This window comes from Leptospira congkakensis, from assembly GCF_004770265.1.
Taxonomy (GTDB): Bacteria; Spirochaetota; Leptospiria; order Leptospirales; family Leptospiraceae; genus Leptospira_A; species Leptospira_A congkakensis.
Map to the genome: position 1 here is coordinate 14,516 of NZ_RQGQ01000001.1, position 24,081 is coordinate 38,596.

Annotated in this window: 22 protein-coding genes; 12 read left to right on the top strand and 10 right to left on the bottom strand. The window is 37.5% G+C overall.

Annotated features, from left to right (window positions below; all coding sequences use genetic code 11):
- Position 1: 1 nt before the first annotated feature.
- From EHQ70_RS00085 to EHQ70_RS00095, 3 genes are all read right to left on the bottom strand, one after another.
- Positions 2-781 (bottom strand): class I SAM-dependent methyltransferase, encoded by a 780-nt coding sequence (locus EHQ70_RS00085; protein ID WP_244288167.1) that lies wholly within the window; start codon positions 779-781, stop codon positions 2-4.
- Positions 782-919: 138 nt separating this feature from the next.
- Entirely contained in the window at positions 920-1,780 is an 861-nt protein-coding gene (locus EHQ70_RS00090; RefSeq protein ID WP_135582950.1) for an LIC_13355 family lipoprotein, read from the bottom strand.
- A gap of 139 nt (positions 1,781-1,919) precedes the next feature.
- Complete coding sequence (locus EHQ70_RS00095; protein WP_135582951.1) at positions 1,920-2,483, bottom strand: hypothetical protein; 564 nt, start codon at positions 2,481-2,483, stop codon at positions 1,920-1,922.
- A 455-nt stretch (positions 2,484-2,938) separates the two neighbouring features.
- Between EHQ70_RS00095 and EHQ70_RS00100 the strand changes: the two genes are divergently transcribed.
- On the top strand, positions 2,939-3,697 hold the full coding sequence (locus tag EHQ70_RS00100; protein ID WP_135582952.1) for a lysophospholipid acyltransferase family protein: 759 nt from the start codon (positions 2,939-2,941) through the stop codon (positions 3,695-3,697).
- A 2-nt stretch (positions 3,698-3,699) separates the two neighbouring features.
- On the opposite strand, the gene EHQ70_RS00105 is transcribed toward EHQ70_RS00100, so the two are convergent.
- The 3 genes from EHQ70_RS00105 to EHQ70_RS00115 are packed head-to-tail and all read right to left on the bottom strand — an operon-like array spanning position 3,700 to position 7,246.
- On the bottom strand, positions 3,700-4,317 hold the full coding sequence (locus tag EHQ70_RS00105) for a TetR/AcrR family transcriptional regulator (protein WP_135582953.1): 618 nt from the start codon (positions 4,315-4,317) through the stop codon (positions 3,700-3,702).
- Positions 4,318-4,377: 60 nt separating this feature from the next.
- On the bottom strand, positions 4,378-6,222 hold the full coding sequence (locus EHQ70_RS00110; RefSeq protein WP_135582954.1) for an alginate export family protein: 1,845 nt from the start codon (positions 6,220-6,222) through the stop codon (positions 4,378-4,380).
- A gap of 37 nt (positions 6,223-6,259) precedes the next feature.
- A complete protein-coding gene (locus EHQ70_RS00115) occupies positions 6,260-7,246 on the bottom strand; it encodes a sodium-dependent bicarbonate transport family permease (protein WP_135582955.1) in 987 nt (328 codons plus the stop codon).
- 143 nt (positions 7,247-7,389) lie between these two features.
- Here EHQ70_RS00115 and EHQ70_RS00120 point away from each other — a divergent pair, with 143 nt between their 5' ends.
- The 11 genes from EHQ70_RS00120 to EHQ70_RS00170 all read left to right on the top strand — a co-directional run bounded on the left by EHQ70_RS00120 (position 7,390) and on the right by EHQ70_RS00170 (position 20,501).
- Positions 7,390-8,943 (top strand): AraC family transcriptional regulator, encoded by a 1,554-nt coding sequence (locus EHQ70_RS00120; RefSeq protein WP_135582956.1) that lies wholly within the window; start codon positions 7,390-7,392, stop codon positions 8,941-8,943.
- A gap of 34 nt (positions 8,944-8,977) precedes the next feature.
- Positions 8,978-10,588, top strand: coding sequence for a SulP family inorganic anion transporter (locus EHQ70_RS00125; protein WP_135582957.1), 1,611 nt, complete (start codon positions 8,978-8,980; stop codon positions 10,586-10,588).
- Between the two features lie 133 nt (positions 10,589-10,721).
- On the top strand, positions 10,722-11,576 hold the full coding sequence (locus EHQ70_RS00130) for a TPM domain-containing protein (protein WP_244288169.1): 855 nt from the start codon (positions 10,722-10,724) through the stop codon (positions 11,574-11,576).
- Positions 11,577-11,634: 58 nt separating this feature from the next.
- On the top strand, positions 11,635-12,981 hold the full coding sequence (locus EHQ70_RS00135; protein WP_135582959.1) for a TolC family protein: 1,347 nt from the start codon (positions 11,635-11,637) through the stop codon (positions 12,979-12,981).
- Positions 12,971-13,915 carry an efflux RND transporter periplasmic adaptor subunit gene (locus EHQ70_RS00140; RefSeq protein ID WP_135582960.1) on the top strand — a complete coding sequence of 315 codons (945 nt, stop codon included), beginning with the start codon at positions 12,971-12,973 and terminating at the stop codon, positions 13,913-13,915. Before EHQ70_RS00135 ends, EHQ70_RS00140 begins: the two co-directional genes overlap by 11 nt.
- Before the next feature lie 3 nt (positions 13,916-13,918).
- Positions 13,919-15,865, top strand: coding sequence for an ABC transporter permease (locus tag EHQ70_RS00145; protein ID WP_135582961.1), 1,947 nt, complete (start codon positions 13,919-13,921; stop codon positions 15,863-15,865).
- Positions 15,862-16,488 (top strand): TetR/AcrR family transcriptional regulator, encoded by a 627-nt coding sequence (locus EHQ70_RS00150; protein WP_135582962.1) that lies wholly within the window; start codon positions 15,862-15,864, stop codon positions 16,486-16,488. Before EHQ70_RS00145 ends, EHQ70_RS00150 begins: the two co-directional genes overlap by 4 nt.
- 77 nt (positions 16,489-16,565) lie before the next feature.
- Complete coding sequence (locus tag EHQ70_RS00155) at positions 16,566-18,539, top strand: right-handed parallel beta-helix repeat-containing protein (RefSeq protein WP_135582963.1); 1,974 nt, start codon at positions 16,566-16,568, stop codon at positions 18,537-18,539.
- A gap of 15 nt (positions 18,540-18,554) precedes the next feature.
- Complete coding sequence (locus tag EHQ70_RS00160) at positions 18,555-18,866, top strand: PLDc N-terminal domain-containing protein (RefSeq protein WP_135582964.1); 312 nt, start codon at positions 18,555-18,557, stop codon at positions 18,864-18,866.
- Positions 18,867-18,885: 19 nt separating this feature from the next.
- Positions 18,886-19,953: a multicopper oxidase domain-containing protein gene (locus EHQ70_RS00165; protein ID WP_135582965.1), complete on the top strand. Its 1,068-nt coding sequence runs from the start codon at positions 18,886-18,888 to the stop codon at positions 19,951-19,953.
- 23 nt (positions 19,954-19,976) lie between these two features.
- The gene (locus tag EHQ70_RS00170; RefSeq protein ID WP_208729482.1) at positions 19,977-20,501 is read left to right on the top strand and encodes an SCO family protein; all 525 of its coding nucleotides are present in this window, start codon (positions 19,977-19,979) and stop codon (positions 20,499-20,501) included.
- Here EHQ70_RS00170 and EHQ70_RS00175 read toward each other — a convergent pair.
- From EHQ70_RS00175 to EHQ70_RS00190, 4 genes are read right to left on the bottom strand one after another with little or no spacing between them, the layout of a single operon-like run.
- Complete coding sequence (locus tag EHQ70_RS00175) at positions 20,479-22,401, bottom strand: sensor histidine kinase (RefSeq protein WP_135582967.1); 1,923 nt, start codon at positions 22,399-22,401, stop codon at positions 20,479-20,481. The two genes, EHQ70_RS00170 and EHQ70_RS00175, sit on opposite strands and share 23 nt — an antisense overlap.
- A gap of 10 nt (positions 22,402-22,411) precedes the next feature.
- On the bottom strand, positions 22,412-23,065 hold the full coding sequence (locus EHQ70_RS00180) for an energy transducer TonB (protein ID WP_135582968.1): 654 nt from the start codon (positions 23,063-23,065) through the stop codon (positions 22,412-22,414).
- The gene (locus EHQ70_RS00185; RefSeq protein WP_100789291.1) at positions 23,062-23,463 is read right to left on the bottom strand and encodes an ExbD/TolR family protein; all 402 of its coding nucleotides are present in this window, start codon (positions 23,461-23,463) and stop codon (positions 23,062-23,064) included. Before EHQ70_RS00185 ends, EHQ70_RS00180 begins: the two co-directional genes overlap by 4 nt.
- Before the next feature lie 2 nt (positions 23,464-23,465).
- Positions 23,466-24,080, bottom strand: a complete 615-nt coding sequence (locus EHQ70_RS00190; protein ID WP_135582969.1) for a MotA/TolQ/ExbB proton channel family protein — start codon at positions 24,078-24,080, stop codon at positions 23,466-23,468.
- Position 24,081 lies beyond the last annotated feature (1 nt).

Below are 24,081 nucleotides of genomic sequence, written 5' to 3' on the forward strand. Positions count from 1 at the left end.
TTTATTTTTGGTACAAATGTGTTTCAAGATTGATCGTGAATTTCACACGATTGGACATATAGTCGGATTGAAGTTTGGAATACAATTCTTGCATTCCTTCTGGATGGCCCATAAAGGACATCATAGACCAACCGGTCATCATACCCAAATGAATTTTTGGGTATTCTACAACTGGTTTGTCATCATTCCCATCATTGGACGCAATAAAATCGGTTCTTGCCGCTAGTTTAAATCCTAAACCTTCCATGAGCCCTGGAACTTTTTCCATGACATACCTGTCAGCTGGATGGATGGTCGCATGTTTGGCAACCATATCCAAAAGCACTTGTGGGCCTGTGAAGGATTTATCGTTGGGGCAATGGATGAGAATCTTTCCGCCAGGTTTCAAAACTCGGTAGAATTCCTTTAAAGCTTTTTCTGGTTCTTTGATATGGATGAGAACCATCGAATTGAAAATAAAGTCAAAATGGTTGTCTGGATAATCCAGAGCCCGTACATCGGAGACCTTCCAGTCTACTTTTGGATGGCCTAGTTTACAATACTGAACCATTTCTTCAGAAATATCACAGGCAGACCAACGAAGGTTGGGATTTTTTTTCATTAGAAAACTTGTGAGAACACCAGGACCTGCCCCAGCATCCAAAGCAAGGCCAGATTCCTTCTCAAACGAAATAGAATCCAAAAAAGGATCGAGGAGAAGTTTTAGGAGATTTGCCTGTGCGGACAATCTCGGCATCTCATCCTGGATGGATATTTTTTGTGTGTATAGGTTTTCGCTCAAAGTGGATACGCGTCCGAAGTGGTTCTAGAAAAAGATACCTTTTTTAAGGATTGGTCAACTGAAATACAGGTCTTTTTTTTAGGTTTTTTTTAGGAGAACTTCGAAGAAAGGATTAGATCTGACATAATGATTGTAGAGTCATTGGAGTTCGCGTGCCACCACTCCATCAATATCGCTTCCGTTGTAACTGCCGGGAGGCCAAGGGAATGGGTTTCCCGTGGCTGGATTGTTTACATTACTTGCAGAAGTAATTTTAATAAACTTAAATCCATTTGTTTGGATATTGGTAACTAATGCTGCATTACATCCTATACCGTTCGGATCTGTGTGGTTTAAATCATCCAAATCGAATCCATCACCACCACCTAACAAAAAGGCATTACCGGTGTTGATAAAAAGATCCTCATTTGAAAAAGGTTTTGTGGTCATATTGTAGTAAACAGGCCTGAGTCCACCAAACCGAGTCCAACTATCGATTAAATTTACATTGGCTCCCGAATAACTGGGGTTAAATCCACAATAGTTGGTTCCATCAATAGAAACTTGAACCACAGAAGGATCCATAGCATAGGTGTTGGAATCATCAGAAATCCGAAAACTATTGTCATAAACAACAAAGTCCAAATCTGTAACATTCTTTACCGTGCGACCACCCCAGCTCAGAACGATACTAGCGCCAGCCCCGGTAATGTCCAAAGCATAGACATCGAGTGATCCGGCTGTTTCGCCGGCCCCACAAATTCCATTCACTGCTTTTTGGGGATCAGAAAAACCAGATATCGTGGAACTGGCACTCACCACTGTTGTGGCAATGTGGATATCTGCTGGCAGTGGAGATTTGGGACATACACTTGCACTTGCTTGGGCATTGAGTAATGGTAATAAGGCAGCTAGATTTTCTTCCCCAGATGCAGAGGGGGATTTTTTGCAGGAAAATGAGGATACAACAAACACCAAAACCAAAGGAAATAATTTTTTTGTTTTGAAACGTTTTTGCATCACATCACCAATTTAGGGAACGAATCCTTAAAGTCCAGTCCAAGTTTTAGTTTTCTTTTTTAGTAAAAACAAGTTAGATACAATTGGAATGGTCCCCATCTAATGATAGGGACATTTACTTTTGTATACGGTAAAACTATTATTTTTTATCAATTCTTGAAAATGCAGAAGCACCGCAACCGGAGCTACCAGGATTTGTTCTAGTAGAAGTATCCGCTTGTGCTTTTGCAGCATCATATGTTTTTCCAAAAGCTACAGTACAAAGCCAATAAGAGTTTTCTTTTGCAGTATTTTTAAAGAAGAATACTTTGTTGTATTTTCCTTTGTTTGTATCACCAGCAAAACATCCACCATTGTTTTCAGGGTTTTGTGTGATGAAACTTCCTTCTGCGTTATTGAATTCAATGATAATGTAACAGCTAGAAAACCCACCAAATCCAGAACTATCGTCTAGTTGTAATCCTTTGGAGCCATATTTAGCGGAAAAGGTAGATATGGTATCGAGTGTAGTTCCGTTTCCAGTGAAACTATTCCAAACACCATTTAATGCAAAATCTTTACTAGATTCTGAAACTTGACCAGCTAACAATCCGATGAGTAGTTTATTATTTGCATCAGTTGCAGGAACTTGTTTTTCTGTGCTACAAACAATATTTGCAAACATAATCAAGGAAAGGATAGTTGTTTTGATAATTCTTTTCATAGAAGTCTCCTAATGGGTAAAAATTTAGGGACCTCCGATCCAACGATAAACAAACTGCTGTTAGAACTTTATATTTAAGTATCTAAAATACAATTTTAATTTGTAATTGTTTCGGGTGCCCCGATTCCTTCGGGGCCCCTTATCCAAATGGAGGACATTTGGAATCAGTGTGTAAAGTTCCATTACCACGAGGTAGACTTTACGGGGAAGATCTGGCTCACCAAACTTTGGTTTGGATTACAGTTGCGGGTCAGCACAGGATTCTCACCTGTTTCCTCCCTGAAGGTAATTCCCAGGTTTTTGCCAAGGTAGGAAATGTCAAATTTTTAAACCCTATCAAACACTGATCGTAACGCCATTTACACTGAAATGACTTGAAATTGTAGCAAAAAACCTCGGTAAACTTTTGCAACCAGATTGGGATTTTGGACACATACGAATTAAGAGGAAAAGTTATGTTCTATTATGTAGGAAGATCAATCGGATTTGTGCTGATGTGGATTGTTGTGAAACCGATGCGTTTGAAGTATGGAAACAAAAAAGTTGAAATTCAAAATGATCATATCTTACGAAAGCTAAATGGTAAATCTGTAATTCTAATTTCAAACCACATCAAACCAAGAAATAAGTTTTTAAGAGTGATTACCATGCCTTACGATGCCTTTGTGATTCGAGGGGTTCTCAAAAGATATGGAATTTATACAACAGCTCTCACTAGTTATGATTCTGGAATTCCTAATAAAGGAAAAAAACGTAAGTGGTTGTATAGAAAAGAACAAATGGTCAAAGGAATTGTAAAATCCATTGATTTGATTCCACTGAACAGAAGCGAATCTGATCCAGTTACGATAAAAGATTTCAAACGAAGGATCAACCGTGGAAACTTAGGGATCGGAATTTTTCCAGAAGGTACTTGGTATAGAGGATTTAGAAAGAGTAGAAAACTATATCCTGGTATGGTTGTTCTTAGCAAACGTTATAATTTACCAATCGTTCCTTTGTATTTGGATGCGTACAATATGAATAAACCCATCCGCCTATCTGTTGGGAATCCAATTTGGGAAGTGACTGACGCACCAGAAACAATCAATTACATTCGAAGTGAACTGATTCGGCTAAAAGACAAAGGAACTTCTATCTTAGTTACGAACGAAGCAGAAGAAATTTTAGATGATGAAAACGACGGATTGGAAATTTCACCAAGCGTAAGTTAGGTTTATTTTTTACTCAGGAGTTTTTGAAAGTAGGAAATCCCTTCTTCGATGGGATTTCCGGAACCTGTTCTTTTGCGGAGCATTCCTGTCATATCCAAAACAATGACTCCATACATCCAACTCCACATCATCCTCGCGATGGCAGGGTATTCATTTTTAGGATAAGGAATTTCTCCAGACTCAAAACCAATACGAACTGTTTCTAAAAAAAATCGGTAACTTTTTGGCAATTGAGGAAAAGCTTTTCTATGTACTCCACCGTAATCTGTCACAAACATCACTTTGTGTAACTCACGGTTGTTACTTGCGAAATTGAAATAGGCACGGGCAATGGCCGCCAATTTTTCAAAAGCGGAACTTGAATCCACTTCTATAATTGCTTTTTTTAACATGGAGAGAAGTTCATCCTCTCCTGATTTGATTAGGTCTTGGACTAAGTCAATTTGACTTTCATAATAGGAATAAGGACTGGCAACACTGCAACCCAATCGGTTCGCAATCTTTCGCATGGAAAGACCATCCAGTCCTTCTTCCTTTAAAATCAGGAGGGATACGTTTCTAATTTCCTCACGAGAGAGGCTATTGCGAATCCGTCTTTGTTTGTTTGAAGCTTCCAACATGGATTTGAATCAATTTGACCTCCATAGTATTCAAATCCATACAAAAATCGAACGTTTTTCTTAAAAAGCAGCGTTGATTTGGGCATAGGCCATATAAGCATCTCTCGCCAGTTGGTTTTTGCCTTGTAAGTAGTTTTGGTTCCATTCAAAGGATTGAGTCGTGGAATTGTATTGGATTTTACTATTTCTATAGTTGCGAACAGCGTCTCCCGCATTCAGATATCCGAAACCCATCCATAAAGAAACAAAATCGTTGATTTGTCCATGCCAAGTTAAATCTACTTCTGTATAGATTCGTTTCCCAAGTGCATAAGGTGACGAATAAGAATTATTAGAATAATTCTCTGTACTACCTTTGTCAGAGGAAACTGGGTATGGATTTTTTTCGCCCAAGGAACTTGTTGAGTTTGCCACTCCACTGATGGCATACCAAGCATCTTGTTTTTCCGCTTTATCATTTTGAAAGTAGGTAACTTGAAATTCTCCCCAGGAATCTGTTTTGTAACTGATACTCACAGACTTGGAGATTAGATTTTGTGCGTTGATATTTTCTGAAATTCCGGCCACACTATTGAAGTAAGGAATCACTCCAAATCTTGGATTGGCCAATGTCTGAAATGTGGAAACAGAAGCATCCGCTCTATTTTTATCCCCAGATGCATATAGGACTTGACCACCAAACCTTAGTTTACTGAAGAAAGTGTATCCAGTTTGGAAAACATGCATTTGGCCCGTATATTTTTCTCTTTCCGTTCTTGAATTATCATATTCGTTCGGAAGGTATTCTTTTAAATAAGGGTCTTGGATTCGTCTTCCACTTGTTCCTGATTGAAAGGCCGATTCCCATGTAAAATCCCAAGACTTTCCTTCAGGAAGGAAATTTCCTTTGGTTCTGTTTGTAAGCCGAAAACCCGTTGTGATTAAGTTTTGGTTTTGTCTACTTCGGTTCATGGCTTGCGGATCATCATTAGAAGATTCCGGAAGTCCAGTCACCGGATTCATAAGATTTTTTTTCCACTTTCGTACCACACCTAAACTGTACAGGTCCAAGGTTACCCAATCAGGAATCGTGAAACTATTGTAAGTTCCAAGTAGGGTTGTGTCTGTCCCTGTGGCTGCAGAGTTAAGTTTTGGATCGTTTGAGGATACAACGCCATTTGTTCCACTTTGGGTCCAGTAGGGCCTTGCCATGAGAAAGTGGATTTTGAAATTATCGTAATTGAACATAAGCCTTGCTCCATCGAAGGATAGACCATTGACTGTCCAGTTACCACCACCTATCATTCGTTGGTCGCCATAGGCCCAAATTTGTCTTCCGATTTGTAATTTGGAACGTAAGGGAAGTTGGTTTAAAGTTAAGAATGCTTCTCGGATTCCTGTTTGATTTTGAGAAACGGCATTCGTTTGATTTTTAGAATAAATGTCTGCTGTATTGTTAAAAAAATTGGCTCGGATATCACCAGAAGAGGCTGGCGATTCTCCTCCCCATACACGAGCATCTTGGAGGGTTACTTTTGCTTGTACATAAGGGCTGGGATCAAAGATAAAATAAATAGAGGAAGTTTGAACCGTTCTGTCAGTATAACCCTTTTCAGAAGCATTGAAGTCCATATTGTATCTTGCTTCTTGTCTCGGTCGCAAATACATTCCAAAACGTAATACATCGTTTAACCAAAATTGGCCAGAAGTTGCTGAGTGTCTGGATAACTCTGGTTCTACAAACATATGGCGATTGTATTCTGGATCGATTCCCTTTTCTTTCATGGAAGAAACATAGGGTTTGATTTCTTGGGTGGCGGTAGGCGTAGGAACATTTTCTGTTTCTGTTGGAGCAGCCGTTGTAATTGTTAGCGGCATCATTACCGCTAACAATAGAAAATAGAAATAACCTTTTGAAATATACATGAAGTATCTCCTTTTCTATAACAAATGTTTAATTAACTTAATTGGTTCCTGCAATTACTTTCAATATGTAAAAGTATAAAGGAATTCCAACGATGATATTGATGGGGAAAACAATCGATAAAGCAACCGTTAAATAGATGCTGGGGTTAGCTTCTGGGATGGAGTCTTTCATCGCCGCAGGTACTGCAATGTAAGATGCAGAAGCGCAGAGAACTACAAACATAAGAGCATCACCAATCGGCATTTGGATGATTTTGGTAAGTAGGATGGCGATGACTACGTTAATCGTCATGATAATGAGCGCGGATCCAATGAGGAAAAAACCAACTTTTTTTAATTCGCGCATTTGTCTTGCTGCATCGATTCCTTTATCCAATAGGAAGAAAGTAAGTAGTCCTTTGAATATATCCTCAGTGAATGGTTTTGTAGTGTTCCATCCGGACTCACCTGATAAGTAACCAACGATCACCGCTCCCATCAAAATATATACTGAAGAACTAAAGAAAGCTTCATGGAGTAAATGTTTCCATTGAATCTTTTCATTTAGGTTTTCGTTATTTTTCTTTTTTCCCAATCGATCGATGATGACGGCAAGAACGATGGCAGGTGATTCCATAAGAGCCATTCCTGCTACGATGAAACCTTGGTATTCATATCCATAACTATGTAAAAAAGCACCAGCAGTCACGAAGGTCACAGCACTAATGGATCCAAAACTTCCCGCAAGGGCAGCAGCATTTGCATGATCCAGTTTGGCTCTAAAGATAAAGTACGAGTAGATTGGAACAAAACATGCCATAAACATACAAGCAATGAGTGTGAGTAAGTGTTCTTCGGCAAAAGGAGATTGGAAGAGTTCGTGTCCTCCTTTGAATCCGATAGAGAACAAAAGATATAAAGATAGGAATTTGGAGACTCCTTCTGTGATCCTTAGGTCTGATTTGAAGAATACAACTCCCATTCCTAAAAAGAAAAAGAGTACCGGTGGGTTTAAGATGTTATTGAGCGCAGCGTGGAAATCCATAATTTCACTCCCTGTCAGCCATGATTTTAGACACCCGTTTTGTCCAATATCATAAAAATGGACAAAAAATAATCCATTTGAAAAATCTGGAAACATCGAAATCGCTTTCTTGGTTGCCGAATTTCCGAAAACTGGTGTTTCCGATGAAACTATTGGCCAAAATCGTGTTCCTAGCGGCAATCTTTGCCTCTCTAGGCGGGTGTCTATGGAAACCAGAGAGTTTCTACGGCCGGAACATAAGCCAAAATGTCCAATTTTTGGTACCCCATAGGACAGACATTCCTAGAAATTGCAGCCATGAATCCATCCAATCTTTGCGGAGTTTTGTCTGGATCGACAACCGTAGCGCCGACTCTTTGCGAGGAAAACAGGAGGAGGGAGGTCAATGGGTCCGAGTGGAGATCAAAAATGAGGTATCTGTAGATACTTATTTTAGCATCCTCATCCAATGGATCAACATCCCATTTGTCGAACTATGTTCGGAAGGAGAGGATGGAGAAATCACAACTTCTTACAGTGGGTATGTTTGGGAAGATTGGATGGAGGTCCTTTCTCCTTTCCCACATTTTAATGTTACTCTTAAAGCCAACGAAAGTCGTTATTTCTATATTTATTTAGTATCCAATGAAGACCTAAACTTTCCTCTTCGCATTGTTTCTCATGCAAGTTATCGTTCTATTGTTTTGTTTCGATTTTTGACATTTTTGTTTTTTATGATGATGGGAATTGTGTCGTTTGGGTGGGCGATATCAGAATATTTAAAATCAAAAGAAAAAGTTTACATTTCGATTTTGGTTCACTTTCTAATGTTTTTCCTTCTCGTATACTCCGTACACGGAAAGGAGTTTGCGTCAATCTTCGGAAATTCAAATAACTTAGTTAGGCATTCCTATTATATCTTTTTATCAATCAATCATTTTGTATTTTTTGTATATCTTGCTTCTTTTGATTCGTTTGTTGGAAATCGTATTTCAAAACAGATTTTGTTTTGGGTTTCGGGATTTGCAGGTTTTCTTTATTTGTTAGTTCCTCTTTTCCCAAGAGTATATGAATTTAGAATCTTTCTAGTATTATCTATATTTGGAACTGCTGCTTATTTTTTATTCAAAACTCATCACTCTTTGTTTGCAAAAGAAGAAAGTGATGAAAGGGCTTATGTCTTTGGTTGGTTCTTTTTTCTTTTTTCCGTCTTCTTAAAAACATTGTTTCACTTTGATTTTTATCCTTACCAACCCTTCTTTATTTATGCGGCAGTATTTTATCTTCCCTTTTTAACAGCGGGTTCTTTTTTGTTTTTGCGAAATTATGAAAAAAGGGATAAATCAAAAACCCGGTACCGGTCCGTAACACTGAAATTGGATAAAACCGAATTTCGGAATAAATTAGAATCGTTATTGAATTCTGAAAAAATATTTTTGAATCCTGATTGTAATGAAGAACTTTTAGCGTCTAGGATGGGTCTCTCCTATCACCAGTTAAGTGAACTTATCAATTCGGAATATAATTTCAATTTTCCTTCATTATTAAACCAATACAGAATTAAAGAAGCCATGTTGATTCTGAATGAAAGGCCTGAACTCAATGTAGCAGAGGTAGGGAAACTTTCAGGTTTTGGTTCCAGATCGGCTTTTTATCTGGAATTTAAAAAACAGTCAGGTGTGAATCCAAATCAGTTTCGGAAAAATAAAAATATATAGATAGATTATTAGATTAAGATAAGAGGACGTTCCCATGAACAGCAAAGACAATCTCAAAGATTGGTTACCCGGGTTAAAGGAAAATTGGCGATCGGACATTTTGTCCGGTTTTATTGTGTTTCTGATTGCGTTGCCCCTTTGTCTGGGCATCTCACTTGCTTCGGGTGCTCCCCCGATGGCTGGTATTTTTTCTGGAATTGTGGGTGGAATTTTGGTCTCTCTACTCAGTGGTTCTCACCTCACCATTAATGGTCCAGCCGCTGGGCTCATCGCCGTTGTACTCAACTCAATTATGGTATTAGGTGGCGGAGATCCAAAACTCGGATTTGAATTAACGTTAGCTGCCATTGTGATTGCAGGTGCCATTCAAGTGATACTTGGGCTTGTGAAAGCAGGAAATTTAACCGTATACTTTCCCATCTCTGTAGTTCATGGAATGATGGCTGCGATTGGAATTATTATCATTTCCAAACAATTTTATGTAGCCCTTGGAATCACTCCTAAAGCCAAAACAATCGGTGGGTTGTTATTAGAAATTCCTTTTAGTTTTTCTCTTGTGAATCCTGAAGTTGCGATCATAGGACTTTCTGCGATTGTAATCATTGCGATTTTGGCAAAAATCAAAAATCCTTTACTAAAAAAGTTACCTGCACCACTAGTTGCAGTGTTAGTTGGTATTGTTTTGGGTGTTGTTTTTGATTTAGCTGATGAACATTCTTATACACTACTCGACCAAACTTATAAAATTGGTCCTGAAAAATTAGTAAATCTTCCAGACCATATTTATGATGGAATCACTTTCCCTGATTTTTCTAGATGGAAGGATGGAATCTTTTGGGTAATGGTCATTACCATTGCACTCATTGCAAGTATTGAATCATTGTTAACTGCAACTGCAGTTGATAATACAGATCCGTATCGCCGTAAATCAAATATGGATCGTGAATTGGTAGCAAAAGGTGCCGGTAACTTCTTTTTAGGTTGGATTGGTGGTTTACCAATCATCGCCGAGGTAGTTCGGTCTTCTGCAAATATTGAAAATGGTGCCAAAACAAGATTCTCCAATTTTTTTCATGGATTGTTTTTGCTTTTTTTCATTTTACTTTTGCCTGGCCTTATCCATCGAATTCCCCTCGCATCCCTTGCGGGAATTTTGATTATGGTGGGGATTCGATTGGCTTCTCCTCATGTTTTCAAAGAAACTTATGAAAAAGGTTGGGATCAAATTGTTATTTTTACTGTAACGGTGATTTTAACAATCGTAGAGGATTTGTTAGTTGGTGTGTTCTGTGGAATCATCACTGCTATTTTGATCCAAATTTATTTTGGTGTTCCTCTTCGTTATATCTTTGTTGCAGATATCACTGTAAAATCGGAAAACAAAGTCCATGAACTGTATGTAAAACATGCTTTGTTATTTTCTAATATGATTTCATTGAAATTATTATTCAGGAAAATTGCTCCAGGTGAACGAGTGGATCTAAAGTTTGATCAGAATGTGAAAATGATTGGTTTTTCAGCCATTGAATTTTTACAAAGTTTCAAACGAGACTATGAATCGAGAGGGGGACAGGTAAATTTGATTGGATTTGAGGATTTAAAACCTATCTCTGCTTATTATGGAGCGACTCGAATCCATAAGTAGTTAACAAAAAAATTCTTGTAACTTAGTGTTTTAAAACCAATATCCTTTTATGCAGAGGATATTGGTTTTTTCCCTCCTTTTCTTTTTACCCTTACTACTTCAGTCAAAAGATGTACCTCGGCTTAAGGCCCGAGTGACAGATGAAACATGGACATTGAGTCCTGGTTTTGTTTCTGCATTAGAAACAAAACTACGAGATCACGAAAGTAAAACAACGAATCAGGTTGCAGTGTATGTGATTTCTTCACTTGAGGGAGAGGTTTTAGAAGAATACTCTCTTAGAGTTGCAGAAACTTGGAAATTGGGACAAAAGAAAAATGACAATGGAGTATTATTGTTAATTGCGTTGGATGATCGAAAGTTACGGATCGAAGTAGGGTATGGACTTGAAGGAAGTTTAACAGATGTTCTTTGCCATCATATCATAGAAAAAGAAATCAAACCTTATTTCAAAAAAGGAGAAATTGAATCCGGAATCCAAAACGGTGTAAATTCCATTCTCGGAGCCATTGAAGGATCCTATTCCATTCCACCACCAGAAGATTATTCTCATCTTGGTCCTTTGTCTTTTTTAGGAGAACTTTCTGGAGGACAGAATGAAATTCCTTTTCCAATAAAAATTTTGATCACAATCTTTGTATTGATTGTGTTGGGAGTTTTTACTTATGTAGCAGCTAATGCGCCTTATGTGGGATGGTTTATTTATTTCTTTTTATTTCCATTTTGGAGTTTGTTTCCTACTGCCGTATATGGTGCCAATATTGGCGCTAGCGTATTTTTAATTTATGCCATTGGGGTTGGGCTTTATAAACTCTATCATCTACTCACTCCTCATGGTCGGAAACGAATGAAAGAAGGTAACTTCAGCGGACCCGTTGGTGGATCTGGTGGTAGTAGTAGGGGATGGTCTAGTAGCGGAGGGAGTTCCGGTGGGTTTAGCGGCGGTGGAGGCAGTTTTGGTGGTGGCGGTAGTTCTGGAAGTTGGTAAAATTTTTTTAAAAATAGATTTTGGGAACTTTTCCAATCAAACTTGGGTTTAGTATATAGTGAAGTTGATTAGAATTATATTTTTTGTTTTAGTAACATTTGGATTGGATTCGCTTTTTGCCAAACCAATCCAAATCAAAGAACTCTGGCAGACAGCGATTCAATCCAATCCAGAATTTTTATCAGCTAAAGCCGACTATGATAAAGCATTTTTTGAAAATGAAAAAAGTTACGCTGCGTATTTACCGACTGTCAACGTTTTGGCTTCGGCAAGACAGTCCTCTGTAAATTTTAGTGGATCAGGAACTGTAAATGATCCTCTATTGAATGGATCAAGTGCTGGCTCTAATGCAAACCAACAATCGAGTTCAGGAGAATCAAGGCCTACTGCTGTGAATCGTTATTCTGTTGGACTTAGTACAAATCAAAATCTTTTTGCTGGTTTTAAAGATAAAAGTGGAATCGAAAAAACGGAAGCTTTACTGCAGGCCGCTAAACAAACATTACATGATTCTCGGTTAAAAATTTGTTTTGAATTAAAATCGGGTTATGCACAAATGTTGTATGCCAAAGAACTCCATCAACTTTCAGAAAAAATTAAAGAAAGGCGAGTCAAAAACCGTGATTTGGTAAAACTTCGATATGAAGTGGGCAGGGAACATAAAGGAAGTTTTTTGTTGAGTGAATCCTTTGTTAAACAATCCGAATTCGAAGTTTCTTCTGCTTCTCGTCTTTTTGAAAGTAATCTAAACGAAGTAGAACGAGTGATTGCTAATCGTTTGGATGTAAATATCAACTCAGAATTTTTATATGAATCATCCATGGAAAAAAAATATTCTGAAAAAGAAAAAGAAAGTTTATTGGAATCTCATCCATCGATTATGGCCGAACAATCAAAAGTGAGAGCCGCCCAAGCAAATATTGGTGTTGCAGAAGCAGGATTTTATCCTGAACTCAATTTAAGCGCAACAGTGACGAGACAAGATGATGTTTGGTTGCCTAAACCTAGAAACTATAGTTTTGGACTCAACCTAACCTATCCCTTGTTTAATGGCGGTAGGGATTATTATAATGTTAAAATTGCAAAAACAGAGTATGAAAAATCGATTCATACAAGAGATTCTAAAAAAAATTCTCTTTCTTTTTCGTTGGAGCAGTCTCATCTCAATTTCAAAAATGCATCAGAACAATTGTTTGTATTGTCTGAATTTTATAAGGCATCGGAGATTCGTGCGATGATCGCGAGATCCCAATATTCAAATGGACTCATCAGTTTTGAAAATTGGGATATTATAGAAAACGATTTAATCAATCGTGAAAAAAATCATTTATTAGGTAAGCGGGATCTTGGTTTGGCAGAGGCTACTTACTTACGAAATCTAGGAAAATGTTTTGATGAAGATTAAACTGATACTCATTACACTCGCTGTAATCATTATTTCTATTGTAGTTTATGTATTTGGGTTTGGAAAATCAAAACCAAATACCAAGCTAGAATCTGCGAAAGTGTTTCGCGGAGATTTGGTTGTTACTGTTCGGGCTACAGGGACAGCCATTCCCAAAAATCGATTGGAAATCAAACCTCCTATTGCTGGGCGTGTGGAATCTATCTTAGTAAATGAAGGAACACAGGTCGGCCGTGGTAAAATCATCGCTTGGATGAGTTCTACAGAAAGGGCTGCTTTATTAGATGCGGCACGAGCTAAAGGAGAAGAGGAATTAAAAAAATGGGAAGATTTTTATAAACCAACTCCTGTCATTTCACCTTTGCGTGGTTTGGTGATTGCATCGAACATTAGTCCAGGGCAAACTGTCACACAACAAGATATACTTTATGTTCTTTCTGACAATTTGATGGTGCAAGCAAAGGTAGACGAAACCGATTTATCCAAAATAAAAATTGGCCAGACTGCAAATGTAACGGTTGATTCTTATTCAAATTCTCCAATCAGAGCCAAGGTATCTCATATTGGTTATGAAGCTGTAACCGAAAACAATGTGACCATGTACAATGTGGATTTAGAATTGAAATCGATTCCAGACTATTTAAGAAGTGGGATGTCGATCACTATAGATTTTCTGCTTTCTGAAGAAATAGATGTATTGTTAATCCCTAACGAATTTGTGAAAGGAAGTAGTGGTAAAGGAAAAATTACAAAAAAAGTTGATGGCGAACTTGTCGAAAGCTCAGTTTCAATAGGAAATTCAGATGAACAGAATTCAGTTATCCTTTCTGGAGTTGCAGAAAATGAAATGGTTTACCGAAAGAAAAAAATCCAAGAAGAAAAAAAGACCAGTTCCGGTGGACCCTTTTCTTCACCAAAAATTCCAAAGAGATAACTATTGTTAGCAATTGAAATCCGAAACTTAAATAAATCGTATACCATTGGAAACTCGAAGTTTCCTGTTTTAGCTGGTATCGATTTAGAAATTTCGCAAGGGGAGTTTGTTGCGATTATGGGCCCTTCGGGATCCGGCAAATCTACTTTACTACAAGTAATGGGATTACTGGATCATGTGGACTCGGGTACTTATAAATTATTTGGTCGGAAAGTAGACGGTGAATCTTCCGATGTACTGTCTGATGTACGTGGTAGTATGCTTGGTTTTGTTTTCCAACAGTTCCATTTATTATCCAAATCCAATGCCACTCAAAATGTCAGTTTACCATCTTTGTATACAAATGTAGATTTTAATCAGGAAAGAGCCTTACAGCAGTTAGAAAAAGTCGGACTTTTAAATCGTGCTCTCCACACACCGAACGAACTTTCAGGTGGCCAGCAACAGAGAGTTGCCATCGCACGTGCCTTACTTGTTGATCCACCCATCATTTTTGCAGATGAACCCACCGGAAACTTAGATTCCAAAAGTAAAATTGAAATCATGTTGGAACTACAACGCCTTCATAAAGAAGGAAAAACCATCGTGATGGTTACCCATGAACCTGAGATGGCAGAGTATTGTGATCGTATCATTCATGTGAGTGATGGAAAAATACTTTCTGATGAAGGAAAAAAGAAAAAAAAAGATCAGGTTGTATTACCTAAAGTTGATTTAAAAAGAAAACAAGGATGGCCTCTTTTTAAAGGAATTTTTTTACAATCATTGTTTTCTTTATCATCCAATCGTTTGCGCACATTTTTATCAGCACTCGGAATTCTTTTTGGTGTAGTTTGTGTGATCTCTGTTATGGCATTGGGAGAAGGTGCTAAAAAGTCTGTAGAGGAACAGTTCTCTTCGTTAGGTGCCAATTTGGTCATTGTGCGTACAGGCGGAATGAGAAGTGGGGGAGTTTCTCTTGAGGCAGGTTCAGTCAACCGATTGGATGTGTTTGATGTTAATGCTGTTGCTAAAAAATTTCCAGAAGTCAAACAAATCTCTGCTGTTGTGAATGGGAGGGCACAACTTGTTTTCGGAAATAAAAACTGGAATAGTTATATTACCGGAGCGAATCCCATTTATGAAACCCTTCGTAATTTAGAACCTGTAGAAGGAAGGTTTTTTACTGAAGAGGAAAACGGGAAACGAGCATTGGTTTGTCTCTTAGGAAATACAGTTGTGAAGGAACTGTATGAAGGAAAAAATCCTGTGGGAACCTATCTAAAGGTAAACCGGATTTTATTTCGAGTGGTGGGAGTTCTTCCTGAAAAAGGAAGTTCTGGATTTCGTGATCAGGATGATGTTATCCTCATCCCGCTAAATACTGCTATGCGGAGATTATTGAATAAAGATGCTGTTGATAGTTTGGAAATGGAATTAGAAAAGTCTGAGTCCTCAGAAGAATTTACAACCTCCCTAAAAAGATTTTTACATGATCGCCACGGCACAAACGAATCGATGGGAAATATATACCAAGTAATGAATATGGCAGATATCCAGTCTGCTGTTTCTGAGACCAACCAAACTATGACAACCTTACTCATTGCCCTTGCAACAGTATCACTAATGGTAGGTGGTATTGGAATTATGAACATTATGTTAGTTTCGGTAAAGGAAAGGACAAAAGAGATTGGCCTCAGAAAGGCACTTGGTGCTCGTGAGTCCGACATTCGTATGCAATTTTTAATCGAATCTACTTTGACAAGTTTGACTGGAGGGATTGTTGGACTTGTATTTGGAATCCTTGCTGTCATTTTTTTGCAAGAATACTTTGGTTGGACCATTGTTTTATCCTTTCCTTCTATTGGATTTGCCTTTTTATTTTCTATATCGATCGGAATTCTTTTTGGTTGGTGGCCTTCTGAATATGCTGCCAAACTCAGTCCGATTGTGGCATTACGATCCGAATGAATATCAAACTGAATCCAAGAAAGATTCCTCAACAAAAACGATCGAAGGAGCGGTATCAAAAAATTGTAGATACCGCTATCGATTTGTTAGGTGAAGTTGGGTATGACGATCTGACTACTGATTTGATTGCAGAAAGAAGTGGGATCTCAGTTGGTTCCATCTATCAATTTTTTCCGAATAAAGAATCCATTATTTATTCACATGCAGAGTCCTGTTATTTTATCCTTCATGATTCTTTTTTTAAACTTTTGGATGAAGAACTCAGAAAGAAAAAAAAATTCTCTCCTGATTTTATATCGTTCACTTTGTCCGCTTTTGAACAGGCATTTAATGAAGTGAAAGGTTATCGTTTGATTAATTCCATCTTATATACAAACCAAGCTTTGTTAAAATTAGATATTGAAAGTAATGAACGTTTTGCCAAGTCGCTTGCGGAAAAAGTGATCCTCCAGCTCTTCCCAAAAGTGGATAAAAAATTCGCATACTACCGCGCCCTGATGATCGTGGAAACAGTGGACTCTGTGTTTAAAATTGCCCAAAGAAAGACAAAATCTTCTGAAAAAAAGGCAGTCCTTTCCGAACTGAACAATCTCTTGTTTGTATATTTTTCCTCTTTCCTTTGATTTGCAATTGACAAAGTTTTAACACAGTTGTAAAATTCTCGAAATGTGAGGAAATCCTCATGTTCTGGGAAAGACCTATGCAAAAGACAAAAAAGATTCTATTAGGAATCTTCCTTACGGGATTCATAACGTTTGGTATGAATCATTGTAATTCGGAAGATCCGGCCAATTCGGCATTTGTCCATGTCACGATGATGGACAATGCCTTTCACCCGCCTGTCATTCGCACATTCAAAGGTGGAAAAATTCGATTTGTGAACGAAGGAAACAATCCTCACAATGCCATTTCCATCTCCAAAGATTGGACAACAGAAAAAACATTTGGCAACTTAGCTATGTTCCGCGGTGCACATACCGATGTGTTTTTTCCTGAAGAAGGTGTGTTCCCTTACTTTTGTTCCTTCCATGCTTCCCCTGATGGTAAAATAGGAATGACTGGTGTTGCTGTGATTGGAGATGCCGCTTACAATCCACAAACAAATATTGCCAAATCAAAGATATCCAAGAAGTGGTCAGGGGTGACTCGAAAAGTTCCTTCTCAATACAAAACCATTCAAAATGCAGTTGATGCAGCATCTCCAGGGGATCTTGTGCTAGTTGCGAAAGGAATTTATAAAGAAGAAGTAACTGTTACCACTCCTTCGATTGTGATTCGTGGAGAAGATCGTAATGAAACCATCATTGATGGTGAGTTTTTACGTGGGAACGGAATTATGGTTGTTGGTGCTGACGGTGTGGCTGTTGAAAACCTTACCACCAGAAATGCAACACTCAATGGTGTTTATTGGACGGGTGTAAAAGGATATCGTGGGTCTTATCTAACTGCATACAATAACGGCGATTATGGTATTTATGCTTTTGATTCAGAAGATGGACTTATGGAACATTCGTATGCTTCTGGATCTCCTGATTCGGGATTTTACATTGGACAGTGTAATCCATGTAATGCGATCATAAGCGATGTAATTTCAGAGAACAATGCTCTTGGGTATTCGGGAACCAATTCAAGTGGAAACTTATATTTGTTATCTTCTATTTGGAGAAAAAACCAATTAGGAATTGGACCAAATACATTGGATCGTGAGTTACTTCCTCCACAAAAACAAATTGTAGTTAAAAAGAATATTGTTTATGATAATAACAATACGAATGCCCCTTCCAAAAAATTAGAATACCCATCCATTGGAAATGGTATCGCACTTCTTGGAGCACTTGAAAATCTTGTGGAAGACAATTTAGTTTTTAACCACAACAATTATGGTATTTTAGTCACCATGAATATCGACGAAAATATTTGGATCTCCAATAACAACGTCGTAAGAAACAACAAAGTATACCATTCCGGTCGTGGAGACATTGCTCTCAGTGGGCCTGTGAATGTGGGCAACTGTTTTGAAGGAAATTCTTATGGAGTTTCAAGTCCACCGCTATTAGAATCACTTCAGTCTTGTTCTGGGCTTCGTTATCCACATATAGGAGATATGTCGTCTAGTATTGGTTTACTAGCATTGTTTGTTCAGGCAAACCTTCGTGAATTTGTATTAGGTTCTTATAAAAACCAACCCATTCCTCCGGCACAATCCAATATGCCAAAGGAAAGTTTGGTTACTGTGGTTCCAGCACATGATGTTTTTCAAACAAACAAAGGTTTGATTGATACAGCAGAGCTACCGAAACTCAGCCAAGCGGAATTTGATGCTGCAACTAACAAAATGTATACTTCTGGTTGGAGAGTTCATTTCCCTGGAACATTAAAAACATGGTATTTCCATATCATGGGTTATTTGTTACCATTTGCAATTTTTGCCGCTTGGACAGGACTTGCCATGTTGGATCGATTCTCTGCTAAAGGTGCAAAACTAGATTTTTACTTTTGGTTAGTATTACTCGTTCCTTTTATTGGTTCTTTGATTTATTTATATTCTAAGGAATCTAAAATTTCACGAGTGGTTCGAAATACCGTGGTGATTGGTGGTATTTTACTTTTTCTAACAATACTAGTTTATGCTGGTTATGCGATGACGGCGGTAACGGAACCGTCTTTAACTTAATATAGGAGTTTATTTATGGAAACAACATTTGCAACCCCAAGTTTTTGGACATATTTTATCGGATCTTACGCGTATTACCTTCCCTTTGTTTTGACAATGGTTTGGGCACCATTGGCTTTGTTTGGACTATCTAAACAAAAAGGAATGGATACTACAAAACAAATCATTTGGTCTCTGGTGATTTTAGTAGTTCCTGTGATTGGGCCAGCAGTTTATTTGTTAGTTGCTGACACTGAGTATGAGAAAAAATTCAAACAAATAGCCGTCGGTGGTGGCCTAGGTGTTTTGGTTCTTGTTTGGGTTTTAAGTTTAATTTCTCACATCTAGATTTTAAGAGAGTTTGATTATGGATCGGAAGAGTTTTTTAACAACATTAGGATTTGGAATTACGGGACTTGTTGGATCTCTTTTTGGATCCATAAAATTCAATTCTCGTAACTCTGAGGAAATTTGTGGACCTTCCGATTCTACTTCTTCCGGTGCTGTAAACTTCGGAGTGGTGACCACTCCCACAGTCAGTGATAATTACCAAAATTCGATTGGTGCCGGTGGGAGTTTACGAGGAACCAATACTTACGGAAGTATGGCCCACCCACCATTTTTCATCAAAGAAGAATATACTGAAAGATTTTACTATCCACCTAACTATAAAAATACGAATTCAAGGGTGAAAGATTTTAATCTCAATCTTTTTCCTTTGAGTATGAATATTGCTCATAATGTAAATTATCCTGCATGGACATTTGATGGTTTAGTTCCAGGCCCTGTGCTTCGTGCCAACTTAGGTGATACACTTCGAATCCATGTTAAAAATTCGAGTCCTGATCCTCACTCTTTACATTTTCATGGAACCCATGACCCTATGGAAGATGGTTGGGAACCGATTCCTGCTTTTGGAGAAAGAACATATCAGATAGAAGCAGGGCCTGTAGGCCTTCATCCTTACCATTGCCATGTTCCACCACTGATGGTTCATACCGCCAAAGGATTGTATGGTGCTCTACTTGTAGATCCTCCTACTAAAAGACCACCTGCTCATGAATTTGTTCTGACATTTTCTGGATGGGATACAAAAGGTAAAGGTCGAAACGATTATTATACATGGAATGGAATTGCAGGAATTTATGATCGTTATCCGATGAAAGTTCCTGTGGGGGAACGCGTTCGGTTTTATATCCAGAATATGATGGAAAGAGAACCCATCATTACCTTCCATTTACATGCTCAAACATTTGATATCATTCGGAGTTTAGGAACAACGGTTCCTGATGGACATTCGGATGTTGTTTCCATTGGTCAAACGGAACGTGTTGTGATTGAGTTTGTGCTTAAGAAAAAAGGTCGTTATATGTTCCATCCACACCAAACACATATGGCTGAAAATGGAGGAATGGGTTGGATTGTCGCCGTATAACAATTTTTAGTTTAGTATTTTTTATGAGTTTGGGTTTCTGTTGTAAATCCAAAGAAGATACAATCAAAGAAGAGTGGAAACATCTATCATTTATAAGACCAGATGGAAGCGTACTTGAACCTAAATTTTGGTCTGAAAAAAAATCAGTTTTATATTTTGGGTTTTCTCATTGCCCCGATATGTGTCCTTTGGCTTTGACAAACTTTGGAAGGGCCTCGTTGATACTCGGTGAAAAATCAAATCGGTTCCGATTTATTTTTGTTACCTTAGATCCGGAAAGAGATTCTCCCTCTACTTTAAAAAACTACATTCAAAACTTCCCTGGTAAAAATTTAACTGCACTTTCTCCCAATGCCGAGTCTTTAATCAAACTAACAGATTTGTTTGGTATTGTCAGAGAAAAAGTAGGGACTGGAAATAATTACCGAATTGATCATTCAAATTTTATTTATGTGTTAGATGAAGACTTAAATACTTTGGCAAATTTTCCGGGTGGAGTTTCTGCCAATGCCTTAGCAACCAAACTTAGGGAACTTGTTGAACTTTAGAAGTTAGTATAATTTCTATTTCTGTTCTTGCACCTTCTGGAAAATTTCGCGTCACTTCAAAATTAAACTCTGAGTATAAATTCCTTAGTCGTTCTTTGATATTTCCAAGAGATCTTTCGAGGAGTTTTGTTTTGTCAGCAAGTAATTCTTCTGGAATTCCAATGCCATTATCATAAACCACAAAACTAAAAACAGAATCTCGGATCATCTTTGCATGAATGAAAAGTTGGAACTGCTCTTCTGCAGAACCTCTGAATCCATGTTTAAATGAATTTTCTATAATGGGTTGGAGTAATAATGGTGGAAGGATCACCGAAGAAAAATCTCCAGATTTTTTAAAATCAATTTTGATTGTATCGTAGAATCGTAATTTTTGTAGATGGAGATAATCTTCTAAAAAATTCCATTCCTCATCAAAAGGAATCCAGTCTCTATCGGTTCTATCGGAGATAAATCGATAATTATTTGCAAGGCTTAGTATTGCATCACCGATTAACTCTGGTTTAATTTTATGGAGTGCGTGGATCGTGTTTAAAGAATTAAACAAATAATGCGGGCTCATTTTTGTTTGGAGTGTTTTGAGTTGGCTTTCCTTTAGCGATTTTTCAGCTTTTAATAAATCTTCTTTGTATACTTGTGCTCTTTGCCTGTTGGCAAATATAGCACGTTCCAATGCAAAGCCTTGGGAGATAACACCGAAAAGAACACCCCAAAAAACAACTCGACTAACTCCAAATTGATCAGTGAATGAAAAATATATTTCTATTATGACAAGTAATAACGTGATACAAAATCCGATAAAGTGTCCTTTTGCTACTATGTTTCCTGCTTTCCAAGCTGAATATGATGCGAAGATTGAACCTGAAATATTCATTAAGATAATAAAGACACTTAATCCCATAATGAAAGGAAGCATTTCTAAAAATGCTAGATAAATAGAATCTGAGAATGGTAGGCTAAATGTAAAAATAGTCGAACTCAAGGCGATAAATAAATTGATATATATTAATATTGGTAGTATAGGGATTTTAATATTCGTAAATAATCTGCGTAATCCAGATATCATGGGAATAAATATAAAGTTACTGGAAATAACATTAAGAATTATAAGCGGTTTTTGGTTATCAAAAATATATTGCAAAAAACTATTTGAACTTAATCCAAAAACACCAAACAATAAACAGAATATGGCAAAATCTAAAACTAGATCGTATCTTTTTTTGAATTCAATGAAATAGACTAATACACATATAAAACCTATCATAAAGAAGAACGCATGAATAAATATATATGTGAAATTGTTGATGGCAAATTTTCGGAAAACCGAATCGCGATTACCTGCTATTTGTTCCATTACTGGTATGGAAAATAGAAAACTCCTATTGTGATATAGTCGAATATAGTAATACTCACTTTCCACTAATGGAATTTGAATCCAACTGAACTTCGAATCAAAGACATGTGGGACAGATTTTGGGTCATTGAAATCGCCAAATTTGAAAAAGCTTTGACCAGTATCCGTAAAAACTTCGAATACTGCTCCCTGGTGCTGTAAAAGTATAAAAAGTTCGGAGTGATTTTCAACGGAGAGAGCAGGAGTTCTAACCCAAATAAATTCACTATTAGCAATTTTAAGCAGTTCATCTGTGCTGATCCAGCCAGCACTAGACTGCCAAAAAACCTTTTTCATTTTTGGAAAATCATATTCCCCATCTTCCTTTGCAGGTATATCGCCAATAAAATAATCTCCATTCTCAGCGAATGAATAATTTACCATTGTGTTGTCTTGGGGACTTACTATATTATAAGAAATCGTTATTAGAGAAGCGATCAAAACAAGGATGAATATGCTAATTGATAGTAGTGGTGTATCAATAAGTTTAGCAAATCCATCCTTCATCGGAAGTATGTTAGTCTTCTAAGGAAAACAAAATAGGCAGTCGATGTGCCATCTTTTTCGGTTGTCCTTGAACATAACCTGGACTAAAACGAACTCGTTTGATGAGTTTCATAGCAGCCTCTTCAAATCCGTATCCAACTCGACCAGAAACTATTTTTGCTGATTGTAAAGTTCCATCTTCATTCACTTGAACAAGTAAAACAACTTGTTTCTCTACGATATTGGCAGCTTTGGCTTGTGGAGGAAAATATTCTCTTAAATCAAAGTCAATGATTGCAGTAGGCATTTTGTCTCCATTGAATGAAAACAAATACCCATCTTTATCAGTTCCATTACCAGAGAGTTGGTTCGGGTTGATATCAGAGTTGTCTGGTTCATCTGCCTTGTCTTTGTTACTACCTTCCACCCATTCTTGTTTTTCTATGGGCGCAGGGGAAGATGTACCACCAATTAGTTCAGGAGGAATTTCTTCAAAACTAACATCAACATCTTCGAAGTTAGATTCTTCAAGAACTTCATCTCCACGTAATTGGCTTATCTTGTAACCAGCGTAAGTTGCGGTATGGAGAAACAAACTTCCGATCAAACAAATGTGAAACAAACGTTCTTTGTTTTGTTTGATGGAAACTTTTAATAAATCCCATAATTCCGCGATACGGTTCATTTTTTTACACTGAGGGCAATTTTCGTAACACCCGCTTTTCGGATGATTCCCATCAGCTCCGTAATTTTTCCATAAGGAAGACTTTCGTCTGCAGATAACGTTAAACGCATGTTTGGTCTGATTTTAGCTTCTCTTTCGAGATTTCGAACTAAACCAGAAACGTCAGTATCTTTTCCTTCTAAAAGGAGAGCACCTGTTTTGGTGATTGCAACTTGTACTGACTCGGCAACGTTCGGGTCAGCAGCTTGTACTTTTGGCAAATTGATGTTTAAACTTTCTTTTTTTAGAAAGTTTGCCGTTACCATAAAAATGACAAGAAGTACTAAAATCACATCCACCATCGGGGTGATGTTTATACTTCCAATTTCTTCGTCTTGAGAACCTGATGCTCCAGCCATAATTATACCTTTGTCTTATTCATTTGATAAGCAAGTAGTTCTTTTTTCAGAATTTCTAAATTCTGTAAAATTACCTTAGACTTTCTAGAAAAATAGTTGTTTGCCATTACCACGGGAATCGCTACCGCAAGACCGGCTGCTGTTGCGAGTAGAGCCGTTGAAATGGAACGCATTACCACTTCTGCTCCAGAACTTCCTAAAGTTCCTAAACCATAGAATGCTTTAATAACACCTAATACAGTTCCTAGGAGTCCGATAAACGGAGCGTTGTTACCGAGAGTGTTTAGGATCGGCAAACGTTTTTCAAGTTCCAATTTTTCTGATAGAATTTGACCATCTAAACTTTCATCAAGTCCTCTTCTCCCTAACTTTAATTGTTTGAGAGCAAATTGAAGGAATCTTGTGTAAATGGACTCTTCGCCGGCATCTGTTTTCCAGTGAATCTCTGGTTCTTCTTGTAGTGATGTTCTAACTTCAGTTAAGTAGTCTTCGTTTTTTTTACCTAAGGATTTTTTATAGTAAATTAATCTTTCTGCAAATACTGCCAATGCGATCACACTCGCAACTGCCATTGCGATAAAGATTAATTCCTCACCTATTTCTACATACTCTTGCATA

Excerpts from the sequence above, each read along its gene's own strand:
- EHQ70_RS00150 (WP_135582962.1), top strand. The coding sequence starts at position 15,862 with ATGAATATCAAACTGAATCCAAGAAAGATTCCTCAACAAAAACGATCG.
- EHQ70_RS00115 (WP_135582955.1), bottom strand. The coding sequence starts at position 7,246 with ATGGATTTCCACGCTGCGCTCAATAACATCTTAAACCCACCGGTACTC.
- EHQ70_RS00185 (WP_100789291.1), bottom strand. The coding sequence starts at position 23,463 with ATGGCTGGAGCATCAGGTTCTCAAGACGAAGAAATTGGAAGTATAAAC.
- EHQ70_RS00090 (WP_135582950.1), bottom strand. The coding sequence starts at position 1,780 with ATGCAAAAACGTTTCAAAACAAAAAAATTATTTCCTTTGGTTTTGGTG.
- EHQ70_RS00110 (WP_135582954.1), bottom strand. The coding sequence starts at position 6,222 with ATGTATATTTCAAAAGGTTATTTCTATTTTCTATTGTTAGCGGTAATG.
- EHQ70_RS00180 (WP_135582968.1), bottom strand. The coding sequence starts at position 23,065 with ATGAACCGTATCGCGGAATTATGGGATTTATTAAAAGTTTCCATCAAA.
- EHQ70_RS00190 (WP_135582969.1), bottom strand. The coding sequence starts at position 24,080 with ATGCAAGAGTATGTAGAAATAGGTGAGGAATTAATCTTTATCGCAATG.
- EHQ70_RS00175 (WP_135582967.1), bottom strand. The coding sequence starts at position 22,401 with ATGAAGGATGGATTTGCTAAACTTATTGATACACCACTACTATCAATT.
- EHQ70_RS00095 (WP_135582951.1), bottom strand. The coding sequence starts at position 2,483 with ATGAAAAGAATTATCAAAACAACTATCCTTTCCTTGATTATGTTTGCA.
- EHQ70_RS00125 (WP_135582957.1), top strand. The coding sequence starts at position 8,978 with ATGAACAGCAAAGACAATCTCAAAGATTGGTTACCCGGGTTAAAGGAA.
- EHQ70_RS00105 (WP_135582953.1), bottom strand. The coding sequence starts at position 4,317 with ATGTTGGAAGCTTCAAACAAACAAAGACGGATTCGCAATAGCCTCTCT.
- EHQ70_RS00140 (WP_135582960.1), top strand. The coding sequence starts at position 12,971 with ATGAAGATTAAACTGATACTCATTACACTCGCTGTAATCATTATTTCT.
- EHQ70_RS00170 (WP_208729482.1), top strand. The coding sequence starts at position 19,977 with ATGAGTTTGGGTTTCTGTTGTAAATCCAAAGAAGATACAATCAAAGAA.
- EHQ70_RS00155 (WP_135582963.1), top strand. The coding sequence starts at position 16,566 with ATGCAAAAGACAAAAAAGATTCTATTAGGAATCTTCCTTACGGGATTC.
- EHQ70_RS00100 (WP_135582952.1), top strand. The coding sequence starts at position 2,939 with ATGTTCTATTATGTAGGAAGATCAATCGGATTTGTGCTGATGTGGATT.
- EHQ70_RS00120 (WP_135582956.1), top strand. The coding sequence starts at position 7,390 with ATGAAACTATTGGCCAAAATCGTGTTCCTAGCGGCAATCTTTGCCTCT.
- EHQ70_RS00165 (WP_135582965.1), top strand. The coding sequence starts at position 18,886 with ATGGATCGGAAGAGTTTTTTAACAACATTAGGATTTGGAATTACGGGA.
- EHQ70_RS00160 (WP_135582964.1), top strand. The coding sequence starts at position 18,555 with ATGGAAACAACATTTGCAACCCCAAGTTTTTGGACATATTTTATCGGA.